This is a genomic window from Methanothrix sp., from assembly GCF_016706325.1.
Taxonomy (GTDB): Archaea; Halobacteriota; Methanosarcinia; order Methanotrichales; family Methanotrichaceae; genus Methanothrix.
Map to the genome: position 1 here is coordinate 908148 of NZ_JADJJX010000001.1, position 20402 is coordinate 928549.

The window sequence follows — 20402 nt, forward strand, 5'->3', positions numbered from 1 at the left end:
TCTTATGCTGATTGGTATCATGTCCGATGCTCATGACCAGTTCCAGGGGGTCAAGGATGCTCTGAGTGCATTTTCCCAAAGAGGCGTCTCTTTGATTCTCTTCGCCGGGGATATGATCGGCTCAGGCAACTGCTACACCTTCCAGGACCTGGGGATCCCCATCAAGCTGGTCTATGGCAACAATGATGGCGACCGGGTGGGGCTGGCGCAGGAGTTCGCCCGGGTGGGTGGAGAGTACCTGGGAGACTTCGGTGAGGTCGAGGCCGATGGCCTGCGGATAGCATTGATGCATGGCACAGAAGAGCCCCTGGTGAGGGCGGTCCTGGCATCCCAGATCTATGATGTCCTGGTGAGAGGGCACAGCCATATCTTTGAGGTATCCCGCCATGGAAAGACACTCCTGGTCAATCCGGGAGAGATCTGGGGGCATCTGACCGGCTTTTCCACTGCAGCCATCCTGGATACATCCAGCCTGGAGGTGGAGAGGGTGGATCTGGGCCGGCACAAGACCTACAGGGAGATCATAAAAGGATGACAAAAGGCGCCCTGATCAGCTCGCTGGGGCTATACCTCCATGTGGAGTGCACTGGCAATAAGGTGAAGCGGATCAGCCTCTCCTATGAGCTTCCGGATGAGCCCTCGCCACTGGCAGAGAGGATAGCGGCACATCTGGAGAAGGGGGCACCCTGCCCCAGTGTGGAGCTGGATCTTTCCGGATGCACCGATTTTCAAAAGAGGGTGTACTCAACAGTTCAGGGGATCGAACGGGGAGAGAGAATGACCTATGGGGAGGTGGCCCTCCTGACGGGAAGACCGGGGGCGGCGCGGGCTGTGGGGCGGGCCATGGCCACCAACCCCTTCCTGATCATCGTCCCCTGTCACCGGGTGGTGGCCAGAGGAGGCCTGGGGGGATTCGCCCTGGGACTGGATGTCAAAGAGAGGATGCTTGCCCTGGAGAGCCTGGAGGGATCTGGATAGTCAGCTCTTCTCCGCCGCCCGGGTGGCATGGCTGAGGTTGATGGTCAGCTCACAGATGTTCATGATATAGTCGAACATCCTCTCCAGGCTCGCCGCCAGGGCGAGGCGCTTTAGCATCTCCGATTTGCCCAGATTGTCAGAGACGACTGCTATTCCCGCCGCCCCCATCTGAATCTCCCTGATCGTATCTATCATCTCATTGGCCTTGTCGGAGTTGGTCTGAAGCAGATGGGAGAGAGAGTCGTCAATCAGGCTGCACAATTGAGATTCTATTGTCAGCAGTTCCTCTTTCAGATCATCGGCCAGGGTGCAGTTGTACTCTCTGGCGATCTGAGCTATCCTGTGGGCGTGATCAGCAATTCGTTCCAGATTCGACGCCGCCTGCATGTAGTTGAATGCATGAATGGGGTTTTGCAGCTCCTGCTTCACCGAGCCTGTCCGCAGGATCTCAGTGAACTGGCGGGAGATGAGGAGGTTGAGTCGATCCACGTCATCATCCCTCTGGATAACATCCATTGCCAGCTCGTCCTCATCATTGTTCATGAGGCTGACAAAGGAATCGTGTATCATGGACTTGACCACCGTCTTGATCCTCCGCAGGGCTTTCTCGGACTGAAGCTCCTCTGAGCTCAATAGGTCGTGAATGACCACCTTGTTTATGGTCTCCTCCAAGATCTCAGGGCCGATGAGCTTGTTTACAATCTGATGCAGATCCTTCTTCTGAGCAGGGGACATATGCTGGCTTGTGACCTCGATGATCCTGTAGCCGCCTACATAGCATCCAATGATGTCTCTTATCAGGTCATCTCCTGTCTTCTCTCCCACATCCAGCCTCACCCGCAGATCCCTCTCCGAGCGATCGGTGGACAGGGTTAAGGCCCCATTGTCCCCCTGGCTGATATAGACTATTGAGCCGGCAGAAATCCCGTTCTTCGTGGCCCAGGCCTTGGGAAGGGAGACGATGAATGTGGACTTGCCCGTCCTCTGCACCTTTCTAGTATCCATGAACCCTCCTTAATTCAGGTGTTCTCTCTTTGCTTCCGCCATGTAGACGATAGTCTCACATACGTTGCAGATGTGATCGCCCGTCCTCTCCAGATGCCTGTTCACCATGAGCAGCAAGGTCCCCTCATTGATCACCTCGGGTCGCTCAATTATGATATTCAAGAGCTTATCCCTTGCTTTTACATACAGGCCATCGATCTCATAATCCCACTTGGTTATCTGGCGGGCCATATCGGCATCGTCTTTCTCAAGGGCTTCCATCGATTGCCTGAGCATTCTGCCGCTGATCTCTGCCATGCGTGGAATGAATTCCAGCTTTGTTATCTCGATCTTATTATGAGACTGAGCTGTGACCCGAGCGATATCCACAGCCAGATCACCTATCCTCTCCAGATCTATGCCGATCTTCAGTATTCCTATGATCCTCCTCAGATCCCTGGCCATGGGCTGCTGAAGCACCAGAAGCTCCATGCACAGATTCTCAATCCTGATGCTCAGATCATCGACATCCTGATCGTTCTTTATGATCTCTCGTGCCAGTTCGACATTCGAGTCGGTGAGGGCAAGGACTGATCTTTCTATGGCCTCCCCCACCCGGTCGGCCAGGTCCTTTGTCAGCCTCTTCAGATCTGATAGATCTTTGCGATAACGCTGTCTATAAGGGATCATTTAGTCTTCCCCAGAGATCATCCAAACCGCCCGGTGATATAGTCCTCGGTGCTCTTCATCTTCGGCGCTTCAAAGATCTGCTTGGTCTCTCCCACCTCGATCAGCTCGCCGAGAAGGAAGAAGGCAGTGCGGTCGGAGACCCTGGCCGCCTGCTGCATATTGTGGGTGACAATTATCTGGGTATACTCCTCCTTGAGGCTCTCCATCAGGCTCTCGATCTTGCCGGTTGAGATGGGGTCTAATGCACTGCAGGGCTCATCGAATAAGATGACATCAGGTCGCATGGCCATGGTCCGGGCGATGCACAATCTCTGCTGCTGCCCGCCAGATAGGCCCAGAGCTGGCTGGTCCAGCCTCTCGCTGACCTCCTCCCAGAGAGCGGACTCCTTCAAGCTGCGCTCAACTATCTGATCGATGTTCTTCTGCCCGTGAATCCGGGGGCCATAGGCGATGTTATCATAGATGGACATGGGGAATGGATTGGGCTTTTGGAATACCATCCCTATTCTCTTGCGCAGCTCCACCACATCGGTTTTTTTATCGTATATGTCGATATCTTCATAGAAGACCCGGCCCTCAATCCGAGCACTGGAGACCAGGTCGTTCATTCGGTTCAGACAGCGGATGAATGTCGACTTTCCGCAGCCTGATGGACCGATGAGAGCGGTGATCTGTTTTTCTGGTATCTCCAGGGATATGTCCTTTAGGGCATGCTTCTTCCCATACCAGAGGTTCAGATCTTCTGAGACGATCTTAGCAGTCAAATCGAATCCCCTTGTAGTATCCTGGAATTGCTGTCAGCGTTTTACCCGCCTTACTGCCCAGCGATAGCGATGGAGCGGCAGACGCCATCGATCCTTATGGCCGTGGCCGGTTTGCCGGATAGCATTCTCCCTCCATCTGCTAGAGATAATGCATCTATAGGCAGGCATCCACCTGTAATCTGAGCCAGCCTATAAAGATCTTCCTATATAGACTATATGTATAGGGAGATAAATAACTATGATCTGGCCGATGGCGCGAATAGTTTATATAGAACTTCAAACTCGTATTTAGAAAAAAGTCGGGGAGGAAATAAGGTTTGGCAGGTTTGAGCGGTGTACCGGTAATCATTCTGAAGGAAGGAAGCAAAAGAGAGAGCGGAAGGGATGCTCAGCACAGAAACATCCTGGCTGCCAGGGCAGTAGCAGAGGCGGTCAGGACAACTCTGGGCCCCAAGGGCATGGACAAGATGCTTATCGATAGCAGTGGTGATGCCACCATCACCAATGATGGCGCCACCATCCTCAGAGAGCTGGATATAGAGAATCCCGTAGCCAAGATGATTGTGGAGGTGGCAAAAGCCCAGGACGATGAGGTTGGGGACGGCACCACCACGGCGGTTATCATAGCAGGAAAGCTGCTGGAGAAGGCGGAGGCGCTCTTGGAGCAGGATGTCCATGCAACAGTCATTGTACAGGGGTACAAGCAGGCAGCTGCAAAGGCCCAGGAGGTATTGAAGCAGATGGCCACTGATATCTCCGGAGACCAGGATATGCTCTTGAAGATCGCTCAGACCGCCATGAGAGGAAAAGGCATAGAGATGGCCATGGATAAGCTCTCCCAGATAACAGTGGATGCAGCCAAGGCAGTGGTTGGGTTTGAGGGGAAGGATATCGAGGAGAACATCAAGATGATCCGTATTCCTGGCGGCAGGGTCGAGGACTCCTTCATAAACTACGGCATCGTCCTGGACAAGGAGAGGACCACCCCCCAGATGCCAAAATCGATCAAGGATGCCAGGATCATGCTTCTTGAGGGTACCTTGGAGCTGAAAAAGCTGGGAACTGATGCCAAGATAACCATAACCGAGGCCGGGGATCTCGCCTCCTTCAAGGAGGGCGAGGAGAGGATCATCAAAGAGCAAGTCGACGCCATCGTAGCCGCAGGTGCCAATGTGGTATTCTGCGAGAAGGGGATAGGAGTCTTTGCTCAGGGCTATCTGGCCAATCAGGGAATTCTGGCAGCCCGCCGGGTTAAGAGAGAGGATTTGAAGATGCTGGCCCTGGCAACAGGAGCGAAGCTGGTGGGAGATGTGATGCATCTGCGACAGGAGGATCTGGGATCTGCTGCCCTGGTAGAGGAGAGAAAGGTGGGCGAGGAGAAGCGCATGATCTTCGTTGAGGGCTGTGAGGGGGCAAAGGCGGTCTCAATCATCCTGCACGGAGTCTCAGATCAGCTCTTAGAGGAGATGGAAAGAGCCCTGGACGACTCCTTGAATGTGGTCATGGATGTCATTCGCTCAGGGAAGATCGTCCCCGGTGGCGGAGCTCCGGAGATCCTGGTGGCCGAGAGGCTCAGGCAGTATGCTTCAACCCTGGAGGGGAGAGAGCAGCTTGCCATTCGCGCTTTTGCCGATGCCGTGGAGGCTATTCCATTTACTCTGGCTGAGAACTCGGGATTCGATCCTGTGGACTCTCTTGTCGCTTTGAGAGCAAAGCTCTCTTCGGGCACCGGCTATGGACTGGACATCAAATCGGGCCAGCCAGCGGATATGATGGCTCAGGGCGTAGTCGAGCCCCTGAAGGTGAAGACCCAGGCCATCAAGTCTGCGGCTGAGGCCGCCGCCATGGTACTACGAGTGGACGATGTCATCGCCGCCAAGAGAGAGGAGCTGACGGCCGAGCCCGGACAGAGCCCGCATGACTACACCATGCCCCAGATGCCAATGCCTCACTACTGATGGAACAGGGCAACTATGCCCGTGTCCTTCATTTGAGCGATGAAAGAGAGCACATTCCAGGTGGAGCATATGGATGAAGAGAAGGATATGAGCCCTCAGGATGAAGAGAGGGATACGAGCCCTCAGGATGAAGAGAGGGATACGAGCCCTCAGGATGAAGAGAGGGATACAGGCCCTCTGGACGAAGAGCATCCCAGCTATCAAATTGCCAGAATAGATGAGCTGGAACAGCAGCTTTCAGAGGCTCAGAGCCTCTCGGAGGAACGCCTCGATCAGCTTATGCGCTGCCGGGCAGATCTTGACAATTTGATGAAGCGGTCTCTCCGGGAGAAGGAGAATACCGTTCGATATGCCTCAGAGAAGCTCGTCCACAAGCTCCTTCCAGTGCTCGATAGCCTCGAGCAGGCGGCAAAGCATGATGGAGGTATGAATGTGCTCTATATGCAGCTTTCAGGCATCCTCTCTGCAGAAGGGCTGGCCCCCATAGAGGCGGTTGGCAAGAAGTTCGATCCTTACCGGCATGAGGCATTACTTCAGGTGAAGAGGAGTGATATGGAAGAGGATGTAGTGGCAGAGGAGATACAGAAAGGCTATCTCTTCAACTCCCGTGTCATTCGCTTCTCCAAGGTAGCAGTGAATAAGCCAGCGGGAAGAGAAGGATGTGATTGAAGGCTGCAATTTGAAGGGCGCTCAACAGGGCATATCGATCGACATGTTGAGATATAATTGAATGGATAAGATGATAAGTTTAAATATTTACAGAGTATTGGCAGTTACTAACTTCAGGAGATGAAATCTTGTCAAAAATTATAGGCATTGATCTTGGTACCAGCAACTCGGCAGCAGCCGCCTTGGTCGGTGGCCGGCCCACCATAATCCCCAGTGCAGAGGGGACCAGCATCGGAGGCAAGGCCTTCCCATCCTTTGTCGCCTTCACCAAAGAGGGTCAGGTCCTGGTGGGCGAGCCGGCGAAGAGGCAGGCTGTGACCAATCCCGAGGGCACTGTTCAGGGCATAAAGAGAAAGATGGGGACTGACTATAAGGTCAGAGTCTTCGGCAAGGAGTATTCCCCTGAGGACATCTCCGCTCAGATCCTGCGGAAGATCAAGACCGATGCCGAGGCCTATCTCGCTGACAGCGTGGACAGAGCTGTCATCACCGTCCCCGCCTACTTCAATGACAATCAGAGGCAGGCAACAAAGGATGCCGGCACCATCGCCGGACTGGAGGTTTTGCGGATCATCAATGAGCCCACCGCCGCTGCTCTGGCCTTCGGCCTGGACAAGTCGGGCGAGCATAAGATCATGGTATTCGACCTGGGCGGAGGCACGCTGGATGTCACCATAATGGAGATCGGCGAGGGGGTCTTCGAGGTCCGGTCCACATCGGGAGACACCCAGCTGGGCGGCCGGGATATGGATGACCGCCTGATGAACTATGTCCTGGAAAGGTTCAAGCAGGAATCTGGTGTCGATCTGCGCGGAGACTCCATGGCCATGCAGCGCCTGCGGGAGGCGGTGGAGGTGGCGAAGATAGAGCTGTCCAGCGTCCTGCAGACCAACCTCAATCTGCCCTATATCACTGCCGATGCCAGCGGTCCCAAGCATCTGAGCATGACCATTGACCGCTCCAAGCTGGAGGAGCTGGTCGGTGATGTACTGGAGCGCTGCCGCGGTCCCATGATCCAGGCCTTGAAGGACTCCAAGCTGGAGAAGTCGGATATCGACAAGATCATCCTGGTGGGAGGGCCCACGAGGATGCCCGTGGTGCAGGAGTTCGTGAAGAACTTCATAGGAAAGGATGTCGAGCGCGGTGTGGATCCCATGGAGTGCGTGGCCATGGGGGCTGCGATTCAGGCAGGGGTTCTGGGTGGAGAGGTCAAGGATCTGCTGCTATTGGATGTCACACCATTATCTCTGGGCATTGAGACCCTGGGGGCTGTCACCACCAAGCTGATCGAGAGGAACACCACCATCCCCACCAGGAAGAGCCAGATATTCACCACTGCCGCCGATAACCAGACCAGCGTCGAGGTCAATGTCCTGCAGGGAGAGAGGCCCATGGCCAAGGATAACGTCTCCCTGGGCAGGTTCACCCTGGTGGGCATTCCCCCAGCACCACGGGGCATACCTCAGATCGAGGTCACATTCGATATCGATGCCAATGGCATCATTCACGTCTCAGCCAAGGATCTGGCCACCAAGAAAGAGCAGAGGATCACCATCACTGCCCCCCACAAGCTGAGCAAAGAGGAGATAGAGGCCAAGATCAAGGATGCGGAGAGGTTTGCGGCAGATGACTTGAAGAGAAAAGAGGAGATAGAGACTAAGAATGCTGCCGACTCTCTGATCTATGCCTCGGAGAAGATGCTCAAGGATGCGGGCGATATAGCCACGAGTGAGCAGAGGGATAAGATCGAGAAGGCCATCAGTGATCTGAAAAACGCTCAGACGGGCGGGGATATCTCTGAGATCAAGGCCAAGACGGAAGGCCTGCAGAGCGCAATCTATGAGCTTTCCGCAGCCATGTACCAGAAGGCGGCACAGGACCAGCAGGCTGCCCAGGGCGCCGGCTCAGAGGCCAGTCCCGGATCAGCAGGGCAGGATCAGACAGTGGATGCGGACTATGAGGTAGTGAACGATAAGAGGTAAATCGGAGTAGAACCCATAATGAGCAAAGGCTGCTGGAAGAACAGGAAAGCCAGAAGGATCTGATCGTACCATGCCGGATAAAAAGGATTACTACGAGGTGCTTGGAGTATCCAAGGATGCCAGCGAGAAGGACATCAAGGCCGCCTATCGCAAGCTGGCCATGAAACACCACCCCGACCGGTCGGACGATCCCGGGGCAGAGGAGAGGTTCAAGGAGCTCTCCGAGGCCTATGCCGTCCTCTCCGACTCGGATAAGCGCCAGAAGTACGATCAGTTCGGCCATGCGGGAATCAACAGTCAGTACTCGCAAGAGGATCTGTTCCGGGGGGTGAACTTCGAGGATCTTCTCCGGGGCTTTGGCATGGGCGGGGAGAGCATATTCGATATGTTCTTCGGCGGAGGGGGAGGGCGGCGGGGGCCGGCCAGAGGTCGGGACCTGCGCTATGATATCGAGCTGACCTTGGAGCAGGCGGCTCAGGGCCTGGAGATGACCATCGAGGTTCCGCGGACGGAGAGCTGCCCCAAGTGTCAGGGGAGCGGGGCTAAGCCCGGCACAACTCCCGTGACCTGCAGCAACTGCCGGGGCTCAGGCCAGGTCACCCGCGCCCAGAACACCCCCTTCGGCCAGATGGTCACCTCCACCACCTGCCCCACCTGTGGCGGCAGAGGGGAGATCATCACCAGCCCCTGTGAGGATTGCAGTGGCTCGGGAAGGGTGCGCAAGTCCCGCAAGATCAATATCAAGGTTCCAGCGGGGGTGGAGGACGGCCAGCACCTCAAGCTCCGCGGCCAGGGAGACTCTGCCGGCCCCAAGGGAGTGAGCGGCGATCTTTATGTGGTCATAAACATCCTTCCCCACAGGATCTTTCAGCGAATGGACAGCGATCTGATCATGGAGAGCCCCATCAGCTTCACCCAGGCGGCCCTGGGAGCAGACCTGGAGGTTCCCACTCTGAACGGCCGGGCCAGGATCAAGGTGCCTGCAGGGACCCAGACCGGAACGGTATTCCGCCTGAGAGGAAAGGGCATGCCCCGGCTGCATGGCACCGGATCGGGCGATCTGCATGTAAGGGTCAGGATCAATACCCCCTCTGCTCTCACTGCCCGGCAAAAGCAGCTGCTTGAGGAGCTGGCAGAGGAGTTTGGCGAGCAGAAGAGGCCAGCTGGCGAGAGGGAGAAGGAAAAGGAGAAAAGCCTCATCGATAAGATCGTGGATGAGGTTAAGAGTGCTGTGCAGTGAATAGGGGGATGATATGCTCTCCCTCGCTATCATGGATGATGCAGCAGCAGCACCCCCCATTCCATCTGCCCCGGGGGAAGTCCTCGAATCTTTCCGTAAGCTCTATGGCCTCCTCTATCTCTGTGATGTGGCGCAGGATGAGCTGCCGGGCGATGTCCTGGGCGGCATCCATCTCTATGCTCATCCCCAGCCCGGGGCACTCTGAGCAGCATAACCTGCCCTCCACCAGGTAGAAGGGATAGGTGCGGCAGAGAAGGGGGCGGGAGGCGTATATGGCGCACCTCCCGTCGACATAGAAGCAGCAGCGCAGCCCCTCTTTTTTGAGCCTCCACTCCAGGGTGTGGAAGTCGCCAAAGGAGTCCCATTCACCCTCCTCTGGTGGCTGAGCTACCTGGAGCCAATCCTGTCCCCTCTCCGCCATTATTTCTCTTATCTCAAAGGGGAAGACAAGGACGCTGTTATCCTCGCCCTGGCAGCACTGGCCGCAGCTCAGGCACTGAAATCCAATCCCCTTTATCTGATCAGCCAGGGACAGTGGTGAGATGAGCAGGGCGGCGGCGTATGACCGCCGGAGAGCTGCCAGCAACAGCTCTTTATCGGTCACAAAGGGTGGATGCTCAGGCATAAAGAAGGATATCCATACTGATTTTCATAAATCCATACTAATTCTCATAAATCCATACTGATTCTCATAATCCTGCCGGGCCGGCTCTGAGCAGCACAAATCCTGAACTTAATCGCGACAGTACGCAACCATATCCAAGGACTGTCATCCTCCTGCTCAGGCGCTGCTTCATAAAATGATTGAACTGTCCATAGTTGTTGATCCTGGCCGCTTGTATGCCGCTCTCATGGCCACTTGTATGGCTGCTCTCATGGCCGCCTGTATGGCCTCTTCTGTGATCCCTCGCATTGGTGAATCAATGCATGTCATTATGATGATATATCTTTTGGCCGTCTGCTTAGATTACAAATTTATATGAATAAGACAAAGGACTTATTATGATGCAATCTTTTCAGAGGGTACTGGTGGGTGAAGCGCTGGTCGGAGAGGGGCCCGAGGTAGCGCATATTGATCTGGTTATGGGACCAAGGAACAGCGCAGTGGAGGAGGCATTTGTAAGAGCACTGGCATCGCCATCCAGGGGTCATACACCATTGCTGGCTGTGCTGGCGCCCAATCTTCCAGTCAAGCCTTCGACACTGATGGTCAATAAGGTCACCATCAAGAATGCTCAGCAGGCAATAATGGTCTTTGGCCCGGTGCAGGCTGCAGTAGCACAGGCGGTGATGGACTGCGTGGAGTCAGGAGTACTGCCTGAGGAGTTGGCGGATAATCTCTTTATTATAGTGTCGGTGTTTGTGGAGTGGGATGCAAAAGATAAAGATAAGGTTTATGAATATAATTATCAGAGTACAAAAATTGCTTTGGAGCGCGCTGTGAAGAGTGAGCCAAAGGCAGCTGATATCCTGGCAGCGAAGGGCACTGCAAAGCATCCATTTGCCTGAAGCCCGCGGCCGGTCCAGATCCACACATGGCTCACAGAGGTTTCACATGAGATCGAGGCCTGAAAGCTGGCCTCGATAGGGCCCATGTGAAAAAAAGGTTCATAATCTTCAGCCGAAGACTGGTTGGATAGCAGGGATGAGATATCGAATGATGATTCCCGGTCCCAAGGCCGTCTGCTGGAAATGGGATTGGAGAGGAGAGTGAGGATATGCATAAAAGGGAAAAGGATAGCATTTATGAAATCAGCCCAAAAATAAACAAATTGAAGGATCATAGATACAGGAGACAGTCTATTGTCCTTGTTATGCTCCTGACAATAGGCGTTCTATTAAATTCATTTGCTTTTGCCCAGGGCCAGTTTGAGGGGTTCGCCGAAGGCATGGGATTCCCCGCTGATATGGCTGCGCCCTCCCAGTATGGCCAGCTGTCAAGAGAGGGCGTAAATCAGGCACCATTTATAGTGAGCGTTATGCCGGACAGGCCCTCTCCTCAGCAGCAAGGTACAGCCATAAAGTGGACAGTAATGGCGCAGGATGCTGAGGGAGACAGCATATCGTATATGTTCCGGATAAAGGATCCCTCGATCATAGATCCGGAAAAGGATCCCTGGGTCCCCTTGACCGACTGGATGGATGAGAACACCTGGACCTGGAACACTGCGACATTGAATCCGGGAATCCACCAGATCAAGGTTCTGGTAAGGGATCAGATGCATACCAGTGAGGACTTCAAGCCCGATGAGAGGATCATTGATTTTCAAATAACAGCTCCTGAGGGCCCGGCTGTGATTGTGCCGGAAGCTGTTCCTGCTGTGGAGCAGCCTCCCGCAGTGGAACAGCCGGCAGTGCAGGCTCCAGTGAATCAACCTCCTCAAGTGGTAGGCCTGATGGCAGATCTGCCCAGCCCCCAGATAGCTGGAGCAGCTGTGACCTTCACAGCAGCGGCATCAGATCCTGAGGGCGATCCCTTGCAGTTCTTGTTCCTGGTTGATGGTGTGCCCAGGACTGATTTCAGCAGCAATCCCAGCTGGACATGGATGACCGGCGGGCAGGATATCGGAACACATACAATCGAGGTAAGAGCTCGCGATAACAACCACAATCCAGAAGGAGATAGCTCCCAATCGATTCAGTTCTCAATTGAGGCACCGCCTAACAATCCGCCTCAGGTGGCAGGCCTGACGGCAGATCTGCCCAGCCCACAGATAGCCGGTGCAGCTGTGACCTTCACAGCAGCGGCATCAGATCCTGAGGGCGATCCCTTGCAGTTCTTGTTCCTGGTTGATGGTGTGCCCAGGACTGATTTCAGCAGCAATCCCAGCTGGACATGGATGACCGGCGGACATGATATCGGAACACATACAATCGAGGTGAGAGCTCGCGATAACAACCACAATCCAGAAGGCGATAGCTCCCAATCGATTCAGTTCTCAATCGAGGCACCGCCCAACCATCCGCCACAAGTGGAAGGCCTGACAGCAGATCTGCCCAGCCCCCAGATAGCTGGTGCAGCCGTGACCTTCACAGCAGCGGCATCAGATCCTGAGGGCGATCCCTTGCAGTTCTTGTTCCTGGTTGATGGTGTGCCCAGGACTGATTTCAGCAGCAATCCCAGCTGGACATGGATGACCGGCGAGCAGGATATCGGAACACATACAATCGAGGTAAGAGCTCGCGATAATAACCACAATCCAGAAGGAGATAGCTCAAGGACGGTCGAGTTTGTAATCGAGGCTGTTCCAAACAATCCTCCAGAGGTAGTGGATCTGGCAGCAGACCTGCCCAGCCCCCAGATAGCCGGAGCAGCTGTGACCTTCACAGCAGCGGCAGCAGATCCTGAGAATGATCCCTTGCAGTTCATGTTCCTGGTTGATGGTGCGCCCAGGACTGATTTCAGCAGCAATCCCAGCTGGACCTGGATGACCAGCGGGCAGGATATCGGAACACATACAATCGAGGTAAGAGCTCGCGATAATAACCACAATCCAGAAGGAGATAGCTCAAGGACGGTCGAGTTTGTAATCGAGGCTGTTCCAAACAATCCTCCAGAGGTAGTGGATCTGGCAGCAGACCTGCCCAGCCCCCAGATAGCCGGAGCAGCTGTGACCTTCACAGCAGCGGCATCAGATCCTGAGGGCGATCCCTTGCAGTTCATGTTCCTGGTTGATGGTGTGCCCAGGACTGATTTCAGCAGCAATCCCAGCTGGACATGGACAACCGGCGAGCAGGATATCGGAACACATACAATCGAGGTAAGAGTTCGCGATAATAACCACAATCCAGAAGGAGATAGCTCAAGGACGGTCGAGTTTGTAATCGAGGCTGTTCCAAACAATCCTCCAGAGGTAGTGGATCTGGCAGCAGACCTGCCCAGCCCCCAGATAGCCGGAGCAGCTGTGACCTTCACAGCAGCGGCATCAGATCCTGAGGGCGATCCCGTGGAGTTCATCTTCATCCTGGATGGAATGGCTCAGACGGAGTTCACACAAAACCCGAGCTGGACATGGACTACAAGTGGGCAGGATATCGGAACACATACAATCGAGGTAAGAGCTCGCGATAATAACCACAATCCAGAAGGAGATAGCTCAAGGACGGTCGAGTTTGTAATCGAGGCTGTTCCAAACAATCCTCCAGAGGTAGTGGATCTGGCAGCAGACCTGCCCAGCCCCCAGATAGCCGGAGCGGCTGTGACCTTCACAGCAGCGGCAGCAGATCCTGAGAATGATCCCGTGGAGTTCGTCTTCATCCTTGATGGAATGGCTCAGACGGAGTTCACACAAAACCCGAGCTGGACCTGGACGACCGGCATAGAGAGCATCGGAACACATATCATAGAGGTAAGAGCTCGCGATAACAACCACAATCCAGAAGGGGATAGCTCAAGGACGGTCGAGTTTGTAATCGAGGCTGCTCCAAACAATCCTCCAGAGGTAGTGGATCTGGCAGCAGACCTAGCCAGCCCCCAGATAGCCGGAGCGGCTGTGACCTTCACAGCAGCGGCATCAGATCCTGAGAATGACCCCGTGGAGTTCATCTTCATCCTGGATGGAATGGCTCAGACGGAGTTCACACAAAACCCAAGCTGGACATGGACGACCGGCGAGCAGGATATCGGAACACACTCAATCGAGGTGAGGGCGCGCGATAACAATCACAATCCGGAGGGGGATAGCTCAAGGACGGTCGAGTTTGTAATCGAGGCTGTTCCAAACAATCCTCCAGAGGTAGTGGATCTGGCAGCAGACCTGGCAAGCCCCCAGATAGCCGGTGCAGCTGTGACCTTCACAGCAGCGGCATCAGATCCTGAGGGCGATCCCTTGCAGTTCTTGTTCCTGGTTGATGGTGTGCCCAGGACTGATTTCAGCAGCAATCCCAGCTGGACATGGACAACCGGCGAGCAGGATATCGGAACACATACAATCGAGGTAAGAGCTCGCGATAATAACCACAATCCAGAAGGAGATAGCTCAAGGACGGTCGAGTTTGTAATCGAGGCTGTTCCAAACAATCCTCCAGAGGTAGTGGATCTGGCAGCAGACCTGCCCAGCCCCCAGATAGCCGGAGCAGCTGTGACCTTCACAGCAGCGGCAGCAGATCCAGAGAATGATCCCGTGGAGTTCGTCTTCATCCTGGATGGAATGGCTCAGACGGAGTTCACACAAAACCCAAGCTGGACCTGGACGACCGGCACAGAGAGCATCGGCACACATATCATAGAGGTGAGGGCGCGCGATAACAACCACAATCCGGAGGGGGATAGCTCAAGGACGGTCGAGTTTGTAATCGAGGCTGTTCCAAACAATCCTCCAGAGGTAGTGGATCTGGCAGCAGACCTAGCCAGCCCACAGATAGCCGGTGCAGCTGTGACCTTCACAGCAGCGGCAGCAGATCCAGAGAATGATCCCGTGGAGTTCGTCTTCATCCTGGATGGAATGGCTCAGACGGAGTTCACACAAAACCCAAGCTGGACATGGACGACCGGCGAGCAGGATATCGGAACACATACAATCGAGGTAAGAGCCCGCGATAACAACCACAATCCAGAGGGAGATAGCTCAAGGACGGTCGAGTTTGTAATCGAGGCTGTTCCAAACAATCCTCCAGAGGTAGTGGATCTAGCAGCAGACCTAGCCAGCCCCCAGATAGCCGGAGCAGTTGTGACCTTCACAGCAGCGGCAGCAGATCCTGAGAATGATCCCGTGGAGTTCGTCTTCATCCTGGATGGAATGGCTCAGACGGAGTTCACACAAAACCCAAGCTGGACCTGGACAACCAGCATAGAGAGCATCGGCACACATACAATCGAGGTGAGGGCGCGCGATAACAACCACAATCCGGAGGGGGATAGCTCAAGGACAGTCGAGTTTGTAATCGAGGCTGTTCCAAACAATCCTCCAGAGGTAGTGGATCTGGCAGCAGACCTAGCCAGCCCACAGATAGCCGGAGCAGCTGTGACCTTCACAGCAGCGGCAGCAGATCCTGAGAATGATCCCGTGGAGTTCATCTTCATCCTGGATGGAATGGCTCAGACGGAGTTCACACAAAACCCAAGCTGGACCTGGACGACCGGCACAGAGAGCATCGGAACACATATCATAGAAGTGAGGGCGCGCGATAACAACCACAATCCGGAGGGGGATAGCTCAAGGACAGTCGAGTTTGTAATCGAGGCTGTTCCAAACAATCCTCCAGAGGTAGTGGATCTGGCAGCAGACCTAGCCAGCCCCCAGGCTCTGGGAAGCAGTCTCAACTGGACGGCATCTGCCAGTGATCCTGAGAATGACCCCATATCCTACCGTTTCCTGGTCAATGATACCCCGGCAACAGACTGGCAGCCAGAGAACAGATTCGCCTGGACGCCAACTGAGGCCGGACCATATCTGATCACCGCCCAGGCAAAGGATGACCAGCATGATGAGCCTGCAGCTGAAAACGGTAGCATAAGCCGCGTATTTCTCATAACTGCTCCTGAGCTCGCAGCCGAGCCCGTAACCGAAAGCGCGGCAGAAATGGTTGAGCCAGCAGTCGAGGAGGCTCTGCCTGTCAATCTACCGCCCAGCATCACTGAACTTTCAGCAGATCTGGGGAGCCCCCAGGTTCTGGGAAGCAGTCTCAACTGGACGGCAGCGGCCAGTGATCCTGAGAATGACCCCATATCCTACCGCTTCCTGGTCAATGATACCCCGGCAACAGACTGGCAGCCTGAGAACAGATTCACCTGGACGCCAACTGAGGCCGGACCATATCTGATCACCGCCCAGGCAAAGGATGATCAGCATCCCGGACCGGAGGGCGAGGCTGGAAACAGAAGCTCCGAGTTCGTGATCATGCCGCCCGAGGAGGAGGCTCCCTTTACAGAAGCAGCAGCGGAGCAGACCGTCCCCGAGAATGTCACCGAACTGATCAATGTGACTGCACCGGCCAACATAACAGCCGAGGCGGAGAATGTGACGGAAGTGGTGGAGATCCCAGAGGAGACCCTTATCCCTCCTGTGACTGAGAACATCACCACCCCCGTAGCACCGGAGAACATCACCAAGAATCTTACCGAAGAGATATCTGAGGAAGAGATAGAGATTGTAGCTCCTATTGCAGAGAACCAGACTCCTGTCCTGAACTCTCTGATTCCGGATCTCGTCAGCCCGCCGAGACCAGGGGTGACTGTGACCTGGACCGCCAATGCCACTGATGTGGACATGGATCAGTTGCTCTTCCGCTTCTACCTCAATGGACCGGCAACCAATGGGGCCTGGGAGGCGAGGACGGGATGGACCTCTGATAATGCCTGGGCCTGGACAACCTCCTCTGCAGATCTGGGGGAGAACCAGGTCAAGGTGCAGGTCAGAGATGGACAGCATGCCGGCGAAGAGGGCTTCGATAGCGAGTACTCCGGCTACTTCACCCTCTCCGAGCCCAAGATGAACATCTCGGGCCTGGTGTATGAGGACAAGAACGGAAACGGAGTGGCTGACAGCGGCGAGGCCCTATCCGGCTGGACGGTGCAGATAACGAAGCCGGATCAAAGCCAGATCAGCGTCTTAACCAGAGAGGATGGATCCTACAGCTTCCAGGATCTGGATGCTGGAAGTTATACTGTAAGCGAGATCCTGCCCTCCGGCTGGAGGGCAGTATCCCCAGAAGGCGGATCTCACAGCGTGGATCTCTCAGAGGAGGATGTTCGGGATCTGAACTTCGCCAACAAGCTCTTCCAGTACAGCATATCCGGCAGGAAATACAATGACCTGAACGGCAATGGCATATCAGAGGGCGAACCGGGAATGGAGGGCTGGACAATTGAGCTCTCCCAAGGCGGCAGTGTGATCGGCAGCACCATCACTGAGAAGGATGGCTCCTACAGATTCTCTGAGCTATCACCTGGAAGCTACACAGTATCTGAGGTAGAGCGGCCTGGCTGGACCAGGACAGCGCCCCTGGAGGGCTCTTACAAGGTAGAGCTTGTGGATGGAGATGTAACAGACAGGGACTTTGGAAATCACGGCTCCTTTGCCATATCTGGAACCAGCTTCCTGGACAGCAACGGCAATGGCATCAGGGACGAGGGCGAGATCGGCTGGGCAGGAGCGGCCATTCAGTTATCCCGTGACGGCAGCGTCATCAATGCTACCATCACCCAGGAGGACGGCTCCTTCGCCTTCCGCAACCTTGCACCAGGAACCTACAGCATAAGCCAGGTTGCCGCTGAGGGCATCACCCAGATAGCCCCTGAAGGCCCCTGGACGGTGGAGATTGAGAATGCCGATATTACTGGCAAGGACTTCGCCAACCGCGGTGGTCTGTCCATCTCCGGCCAGAAGTACTATGACATCAATGGCAACGGCCTGCAGGACGAGGATGAGCCCGGCATTCCCGGAGGATCAGTGAGCCTGCTCCTGGACGGAAAGGTGGTGGCCAATACCACCACCGATGATAATGGATTCTACAGCTTCGAGAACGTCCTGCCTGGAACCTACACCATAAGCGATCCCGTGCCAGCGGGCCTGGTCCTCACCACCTCCTCCACAGTCGTAGTGACTGTGAAGACAGTTGTGGTGACCAATGTCAACTTCGGAATACGTGGATCGAATTCTATATCCGGGACGAAGTACGAGGATCTGAATGGCGATGGAATCAGGAACTCCGGCGAGAAGGGCCTCTCCGGCTGGGAGATGGTCCTGACAGGCAGAACCTGGTACGGCAGGCCGCTTCCCACTCTGACTGCCTACACAGACAGCAACGGAAACTACAAGTTCGACAGGCTCCTTCCCGGCAGCTATAAGCTGAGCGAGACCTCAAGGACCGGCTGGGTCCAGACCGCTCCTGCGGGAGGAAGCTACAGCATACTCTTCGATGTGGGAGCGCCCCCCAGAGAGGCGAAGAACAACGACTTCGGGAACAGACTGGCAGTTCAGTCCATCTCCGGGGTGAAGTACAACGATATCAATGGCAATGGAGCCAGAGATCCAGGCGAGCCCGGCATGGGTGGCTGGAATATCAACCTGGAGCCAGCCTCAGGCGGGGTGATCAAGGTTGCCACCACTGAGGCTGACGGCTCTTATAGCTTCACAGATGTCGCCTCTGGAACCTATACCATCCGGGAGATCCAAAAGCCTGGATGGGAGCAGAAGTCACCGGCCAGTGGCACCTACACCGTCACCCTGGATGCATCCACACCCAGCGTGGCCGGAAAGGACTTCGGCAACTGGAATCCACTGCCTGCCAATCCCACATTGATCCCGGATAAGAGCAGCCCTCAGAGATCGGGCACCCCCATCATCTGGACGGCAAGAGCAGACGACCTTGATCCTCTCCAGTATAGGTTCATGGTCAGAGGACCGGGAGTCAACCTGGATACCGGATACACCAGCAGAAGCGTATGGACCTGGAATACCCTCGGCTATCCTCCTGGCAAGTACGAGGTTGAGGTCTGGATCAGGGACGGTCAGCATGCCGGTCCCGGTGGATACGATGTCAAGAAGACCGTCCCCTTCAGCCTGACCGGCGCCAATCTGCCTCCCAGGGTACAGGTCCTTTGCACCGACCGGCCTGGGCCGCAGTATGCTGGAAGCTGGGTCAAATGGACGGCCATAGCCTCTGATCCAGAAGGAGACCCCTTGCAGTACCGGTTCTTCCTGCGCGGCCCTGCCACTCGCGGATTCTGGGTGGATATGACCGGCTGGGGCAAGAACAACCAGTGGGTCTGGAGGACCACTCCTGCTGATGTAGGCTACAGCGAGGTGCTGGTAGCTGTCAGAGATGGCAAGCACAGTGGACCTGCTGGCTCGGATGACTATCAGGTGGGCCAGTTCTTCATCATGAATCTGAACCTGCCCCCTGTGATCACCAGCCTGGGCACGAGCCTGCCCAGTGCACAGCCTGTGGGCGCCACCATCAGATGGGCGGCCACTGCCAGCGACCCTGAGGGCGACCCGCTCTTCTTCCGATACCTGATGAGGGGGCCGGCGACGGGCGGAATGTGGCGAGTGGTCCGCGACTGGTCCACTGATCCAACCTGGATCTGGCCGACAACACCGGTTGATGCGGGCACCAGCGAGATCAAGGTTCAGGTGAGGGACGGCTTCCATTCCAGCCCTGCCGGATGGGATGATGATGCTGGAGCGCTGTTCACTGTGCTGCGGCAGAATCTGCCCCCCACTCTGATCTCTCTTGGATCGGACAAGCCCAGCTCTCAGAAGGCGGGAACGCCTGTGACCTGGACAGCTATTGCATCGGATCCGGACATGGAGCCTCTGCTCTATCGCTTCTGGCTGAAGGGGCCCTCCACCGGCAACACCTGGAAGATAGTGCAGGACTGGTCCTACAGGAATCAGTGGACCTGGGCCAGCCGCCCATCCGATGGCGGGGCTTATACCGTCTATGTCTATGTGCGGGATGGCTGGCATAACCCTGCAACAGGCTATGATAGCGCAATGGGGGCACCATTCATTCTGGCCCCCAATCAACCCCCGGTGCTGACTGCTCTGAAGGCCGACCGCCCCAGCCCACAGGGGGCGGGAACTCCCATCAAATGGACGGCCACTGCTCTTGATGCGGAAGGAGATCCGATATACTACCGCTTCTGGCTGAAGGGGCCCTCCACCGGCAACACCTGGCAGATAGCCCAGGACTGGTCCCTGAAAAACCAGTGGACCTGGACGAGCATGCCTCATGATGGCGGAGCCTATACAGTATATGTCTACGCCAGGGACGGCTGGCATTACCCTGACACCGGATACGATAGCGCATTGGGGTCCCCCTATCAGCTGATATCCAATAAGCCTCCGGCTCTGACCTCTCTGCAGGCTGATCGTCCCAGCCCGCAGGTGGCTGGGACGGCTGTAAGGTGGACGGCTACTGCTATGGATGCAGAGAAAGATCCTCTGTACTATCAGTTCTGGCTGAAGGGCCCCTCCACAGGCAATGTCTGGAGGATAGTGCAGAGCTGGTCGGCCAAGAATCAGTGGACCTGGAGCAGCGCCCCCACTGATGCTGGCAGCTACAAGGTCTATGTATATGTCAGAGATGGCAAGCATGCTCCGGCCAATGCTTACGACAGCGCTCTGGGCCGGGACTATATCCTGCAGGGGATGGTGAGGCGATAAAGAGAGAGCATCGAATGCAAAGCCTA

Annotated in this window: 12 protein-coding genes; 8 read left to right on the top strand and 4 right to left on the bottom strand. The window is 55.5% G+C overall.

Translation table 11 applies throughout. The annotated features are described in order from the left end of the window. Nucleotides 1-4: 4 nt before the first annotated feature. Both IPI63_RS04780 and IPI63_RS04785 read left to right on the top strand, forming a co-directional pair. Nucleotides 5-535 (top strand): metallophosphoesterase, encoded by a 531-nt coding sequence (locus IPI63_RS04780; protein ID WP_214066253.1) that lies wholly within the window; start codon nt 5-7, stop codon nt 533-535. Continuing rightward, entirely contained in the window at nt 532-978 is a 447-nt protein-coding gene (locus IPI63_RS04785; protein WP_292476964.1) for a methylated-DNA--[protein]-cysteine S-methyltransferase, read from the top strand. Before IPI63_RS04780 ends, IPI63_RS04785 begins: the two co-directional genes overlap by 4 nt. On the opposite strand, the gene IPI63_RS04790 is transcribed toward IPI63_RS04785, so the two are convergent. The 3 genes from IPI63_RS04790 to pstB are packed head-to-tail and all read right to left on the bottom strand — an operon-like array spanning nt 979 to nt 3416. Continuing rightward, nucleotides 979-1983: a phosphate uptake regulator PhoU gene (locus IPI63_RS04790; protein ID WP_292476965.1), complete on the bottom strand. Its 1005-nt coding sequence runs from the start codon at nt 1981-1983 to the stop codon at nt 979-981. It lies immediately after the preceding gene. A 9-nt stretch (nt 1984-1992) separates the two neighbouring features. Continuing rightward, nucleotides 1993-2652, bottom strand: a complete 660-nt coding sequence (phoU, locus tag IPI63_RS04795; RefSeq protein ID WP_214066256.1) for a phosphate signaling complex protein PhoU — start codon at nt 2650-2652, stop codon at nt 1993-1995. A gap of 17 nt (nt 2653-2669) precedes the next feature. Beyond that, on the bottom strand, nt 2670-3416 hold the full coding sequence (gene pstB, locus IPI63_RS04800; protein ID WP_214066257.1) for a phosphate ABC transporter ATP-binding protein PstB: 747 nt from the start codon (nt 3414-3416) through the stop codon (nt 2670-2672). A gap of 317 nt (nt 3417-3733) precedes the next feature. Here pstB and thsA point away from each other — a divergent pair, with 317 nt between their 5' ends. The 4 genes from thsA to dnaJ all read left to right on the top strand — a co-directional run bounded on the left by thsA (nt 3734) and on the right by dnaJ (nt 9265). Further along, on the top strand, nt 3734-5374 hold the full coding sequence (thsA, locus tag IPI63_RS04805; RefSeq protein WP_292476968.1) for a thermosome subunit alpha: 1641 nt from the start codon (nt 3734-3736) through the stop codon (nt 5372-5374). A gap of 39 nt (nt 5375-5413) precedes the next feature. Further along, nucleotides 5414-6043, top strand: coding sequence for a nucleotide exchange factor GrpE (locus IPI63_RS04810; protein WP_292476969.1), 630 nt, complete (start codon nt 5414-5416; stop codon nt 6041-6043). Nucleotides 6044-6171: 128 nt separating this feature from the next. Then, nucleotides 6172-8025 (top strand): molecular chaperone DnaK, encoded by a 1854-nt coding sequence (gene dnaK, locus IPI63_RS04815; RefSeq protein WP_292476971.1) that lies wholly within the window; start codon nt 6172-6174, stop codon nt 8023-8025. Nucleotides 8026-8095: 70 nt separating this feature from the next. Next, a complete protein-coding gene (gene dnaJ, locus IPI63_RS04820) occupies nt 8096-9265 on the top strand; it encodes a molecular chaperone DnaJ (protein WP_214080169.1) in 1170 nt (389 codons plus the stop codon). Here the strand turns inward: dnaJ and IPI63_RS04825 are convergent. Then, nucleotides 9246-9890 (bottom strand): YkgJ family cysteine cluster protein, encoded by a 645-nt coding sequence (locus IPI63_RS04825; RefSeq protein WP_292476974.1) that lies wholly within the window; start codon nt 9888-9890, stop codon nt 9246-9248. The genes dnaJ and IPI63_RS04825 overlap by 20 nt on opposite strands. A gap of 377 nt (nt 9891-10267) precedes the next feature. Between IPI63_RS04825 and fae the strand changes: the two genes are divergently transcribed. Both fae and IPI63_RS04835 read left to right on the top strand, forming a co-directional pair. Further along, nucleotides 10268-10774: a formaldehyde-activating enzyme gene (gene fae, locus IPI63_RS04830; RefSeq protein WP_292476976.1), complete on the top strand. Its 507-nt coding sequence runs from the start codon at nt 10268-10270 to the stop codon at nt 10772-10774. Between the two features lie 305 nt (nt 10775-11079). Further along, on the top strand, nt 11080-20376 hold the full coding sequence (locus tag IPI63_RS04835; RefSeq protein ID WP_292476977.1) for an SdrD B-like domain-containing protein: 9297 nt from the start codon (nt 11080-11082) through the stop codon (nt 20374-20376). The last annotated feature ends 26 nt before the right edge of the window (nt 20377-20402 follow it).

What these genes read in the sequence shown, in the direction of transcription:
- IPI63_RS04825 (WP_292476974.1), bottom strand. Translation starts at nt 9,890, where the DNA reads ATGCCTGAGCATCCACCCTTTGTGACCGATAAAGAGCTGTTGCTGGCA.
- IPI63_RS04790 (WP_292476965.1), bottom strand. Translation starts at nt 1,983, where the DNA reads ATGGATACTAGAAAGGTGCAGAGGACGGGCAAGTCCACATTCATCGTC.
- phoU (WP_214066256.1), bottom strand. Translation starts at nt 2,652, where the DNA reads ATGATCCCTTATAGACAGCGTTATCGCAAAGATCTATCAGATCTGAAG.
- IPI63_RS04835 (WP_292476977.1), top strand. Translation starts at nt 11,080, where the DNA reads ATGCTCCTGACAATAGGCGTTCTATTAAATTCATTTGCTTTTGCCCAG.
- IPI63_RS04780 (WP_214066253.1), top strand. Translation starts at nt 5, where the DNA reads ATGCTGATTGGTATCATGTCCGATGCTCATGACCAGTTCCAGGGGGTC.
- IPI63_RS04785 (WP_292476964.1), top strand. Translation starts at nt 532, where the DNA reads ATGACAAAAGGCGCCCTGATCAGCTCGCTGGGGCTATACCTCCATGTG.
- IPI63_RS04810 (WP_292476969.1), top strand. Translation starts at nt 5,414, where the DNA reads ATGAAAGAGAGCACATTCCAGGTGGAGCATATGGATGAAGAGAAGGAT.
- fae (WP_292476976.1), top strand. Translation starts at nt 10,268, where the DNA reads ATGATGCAATCTTTTCAGAGGGTACTGGTGGGTGAAGCGCTGGTCGGA.
- dnaJ (WP_214080169.1), top strand. Translation starts at nt 8,096, where the DNA reads ATGCCGGATAAAAAGGATTACTACGAGGTGCTTGGAGTATCCAAGGAT.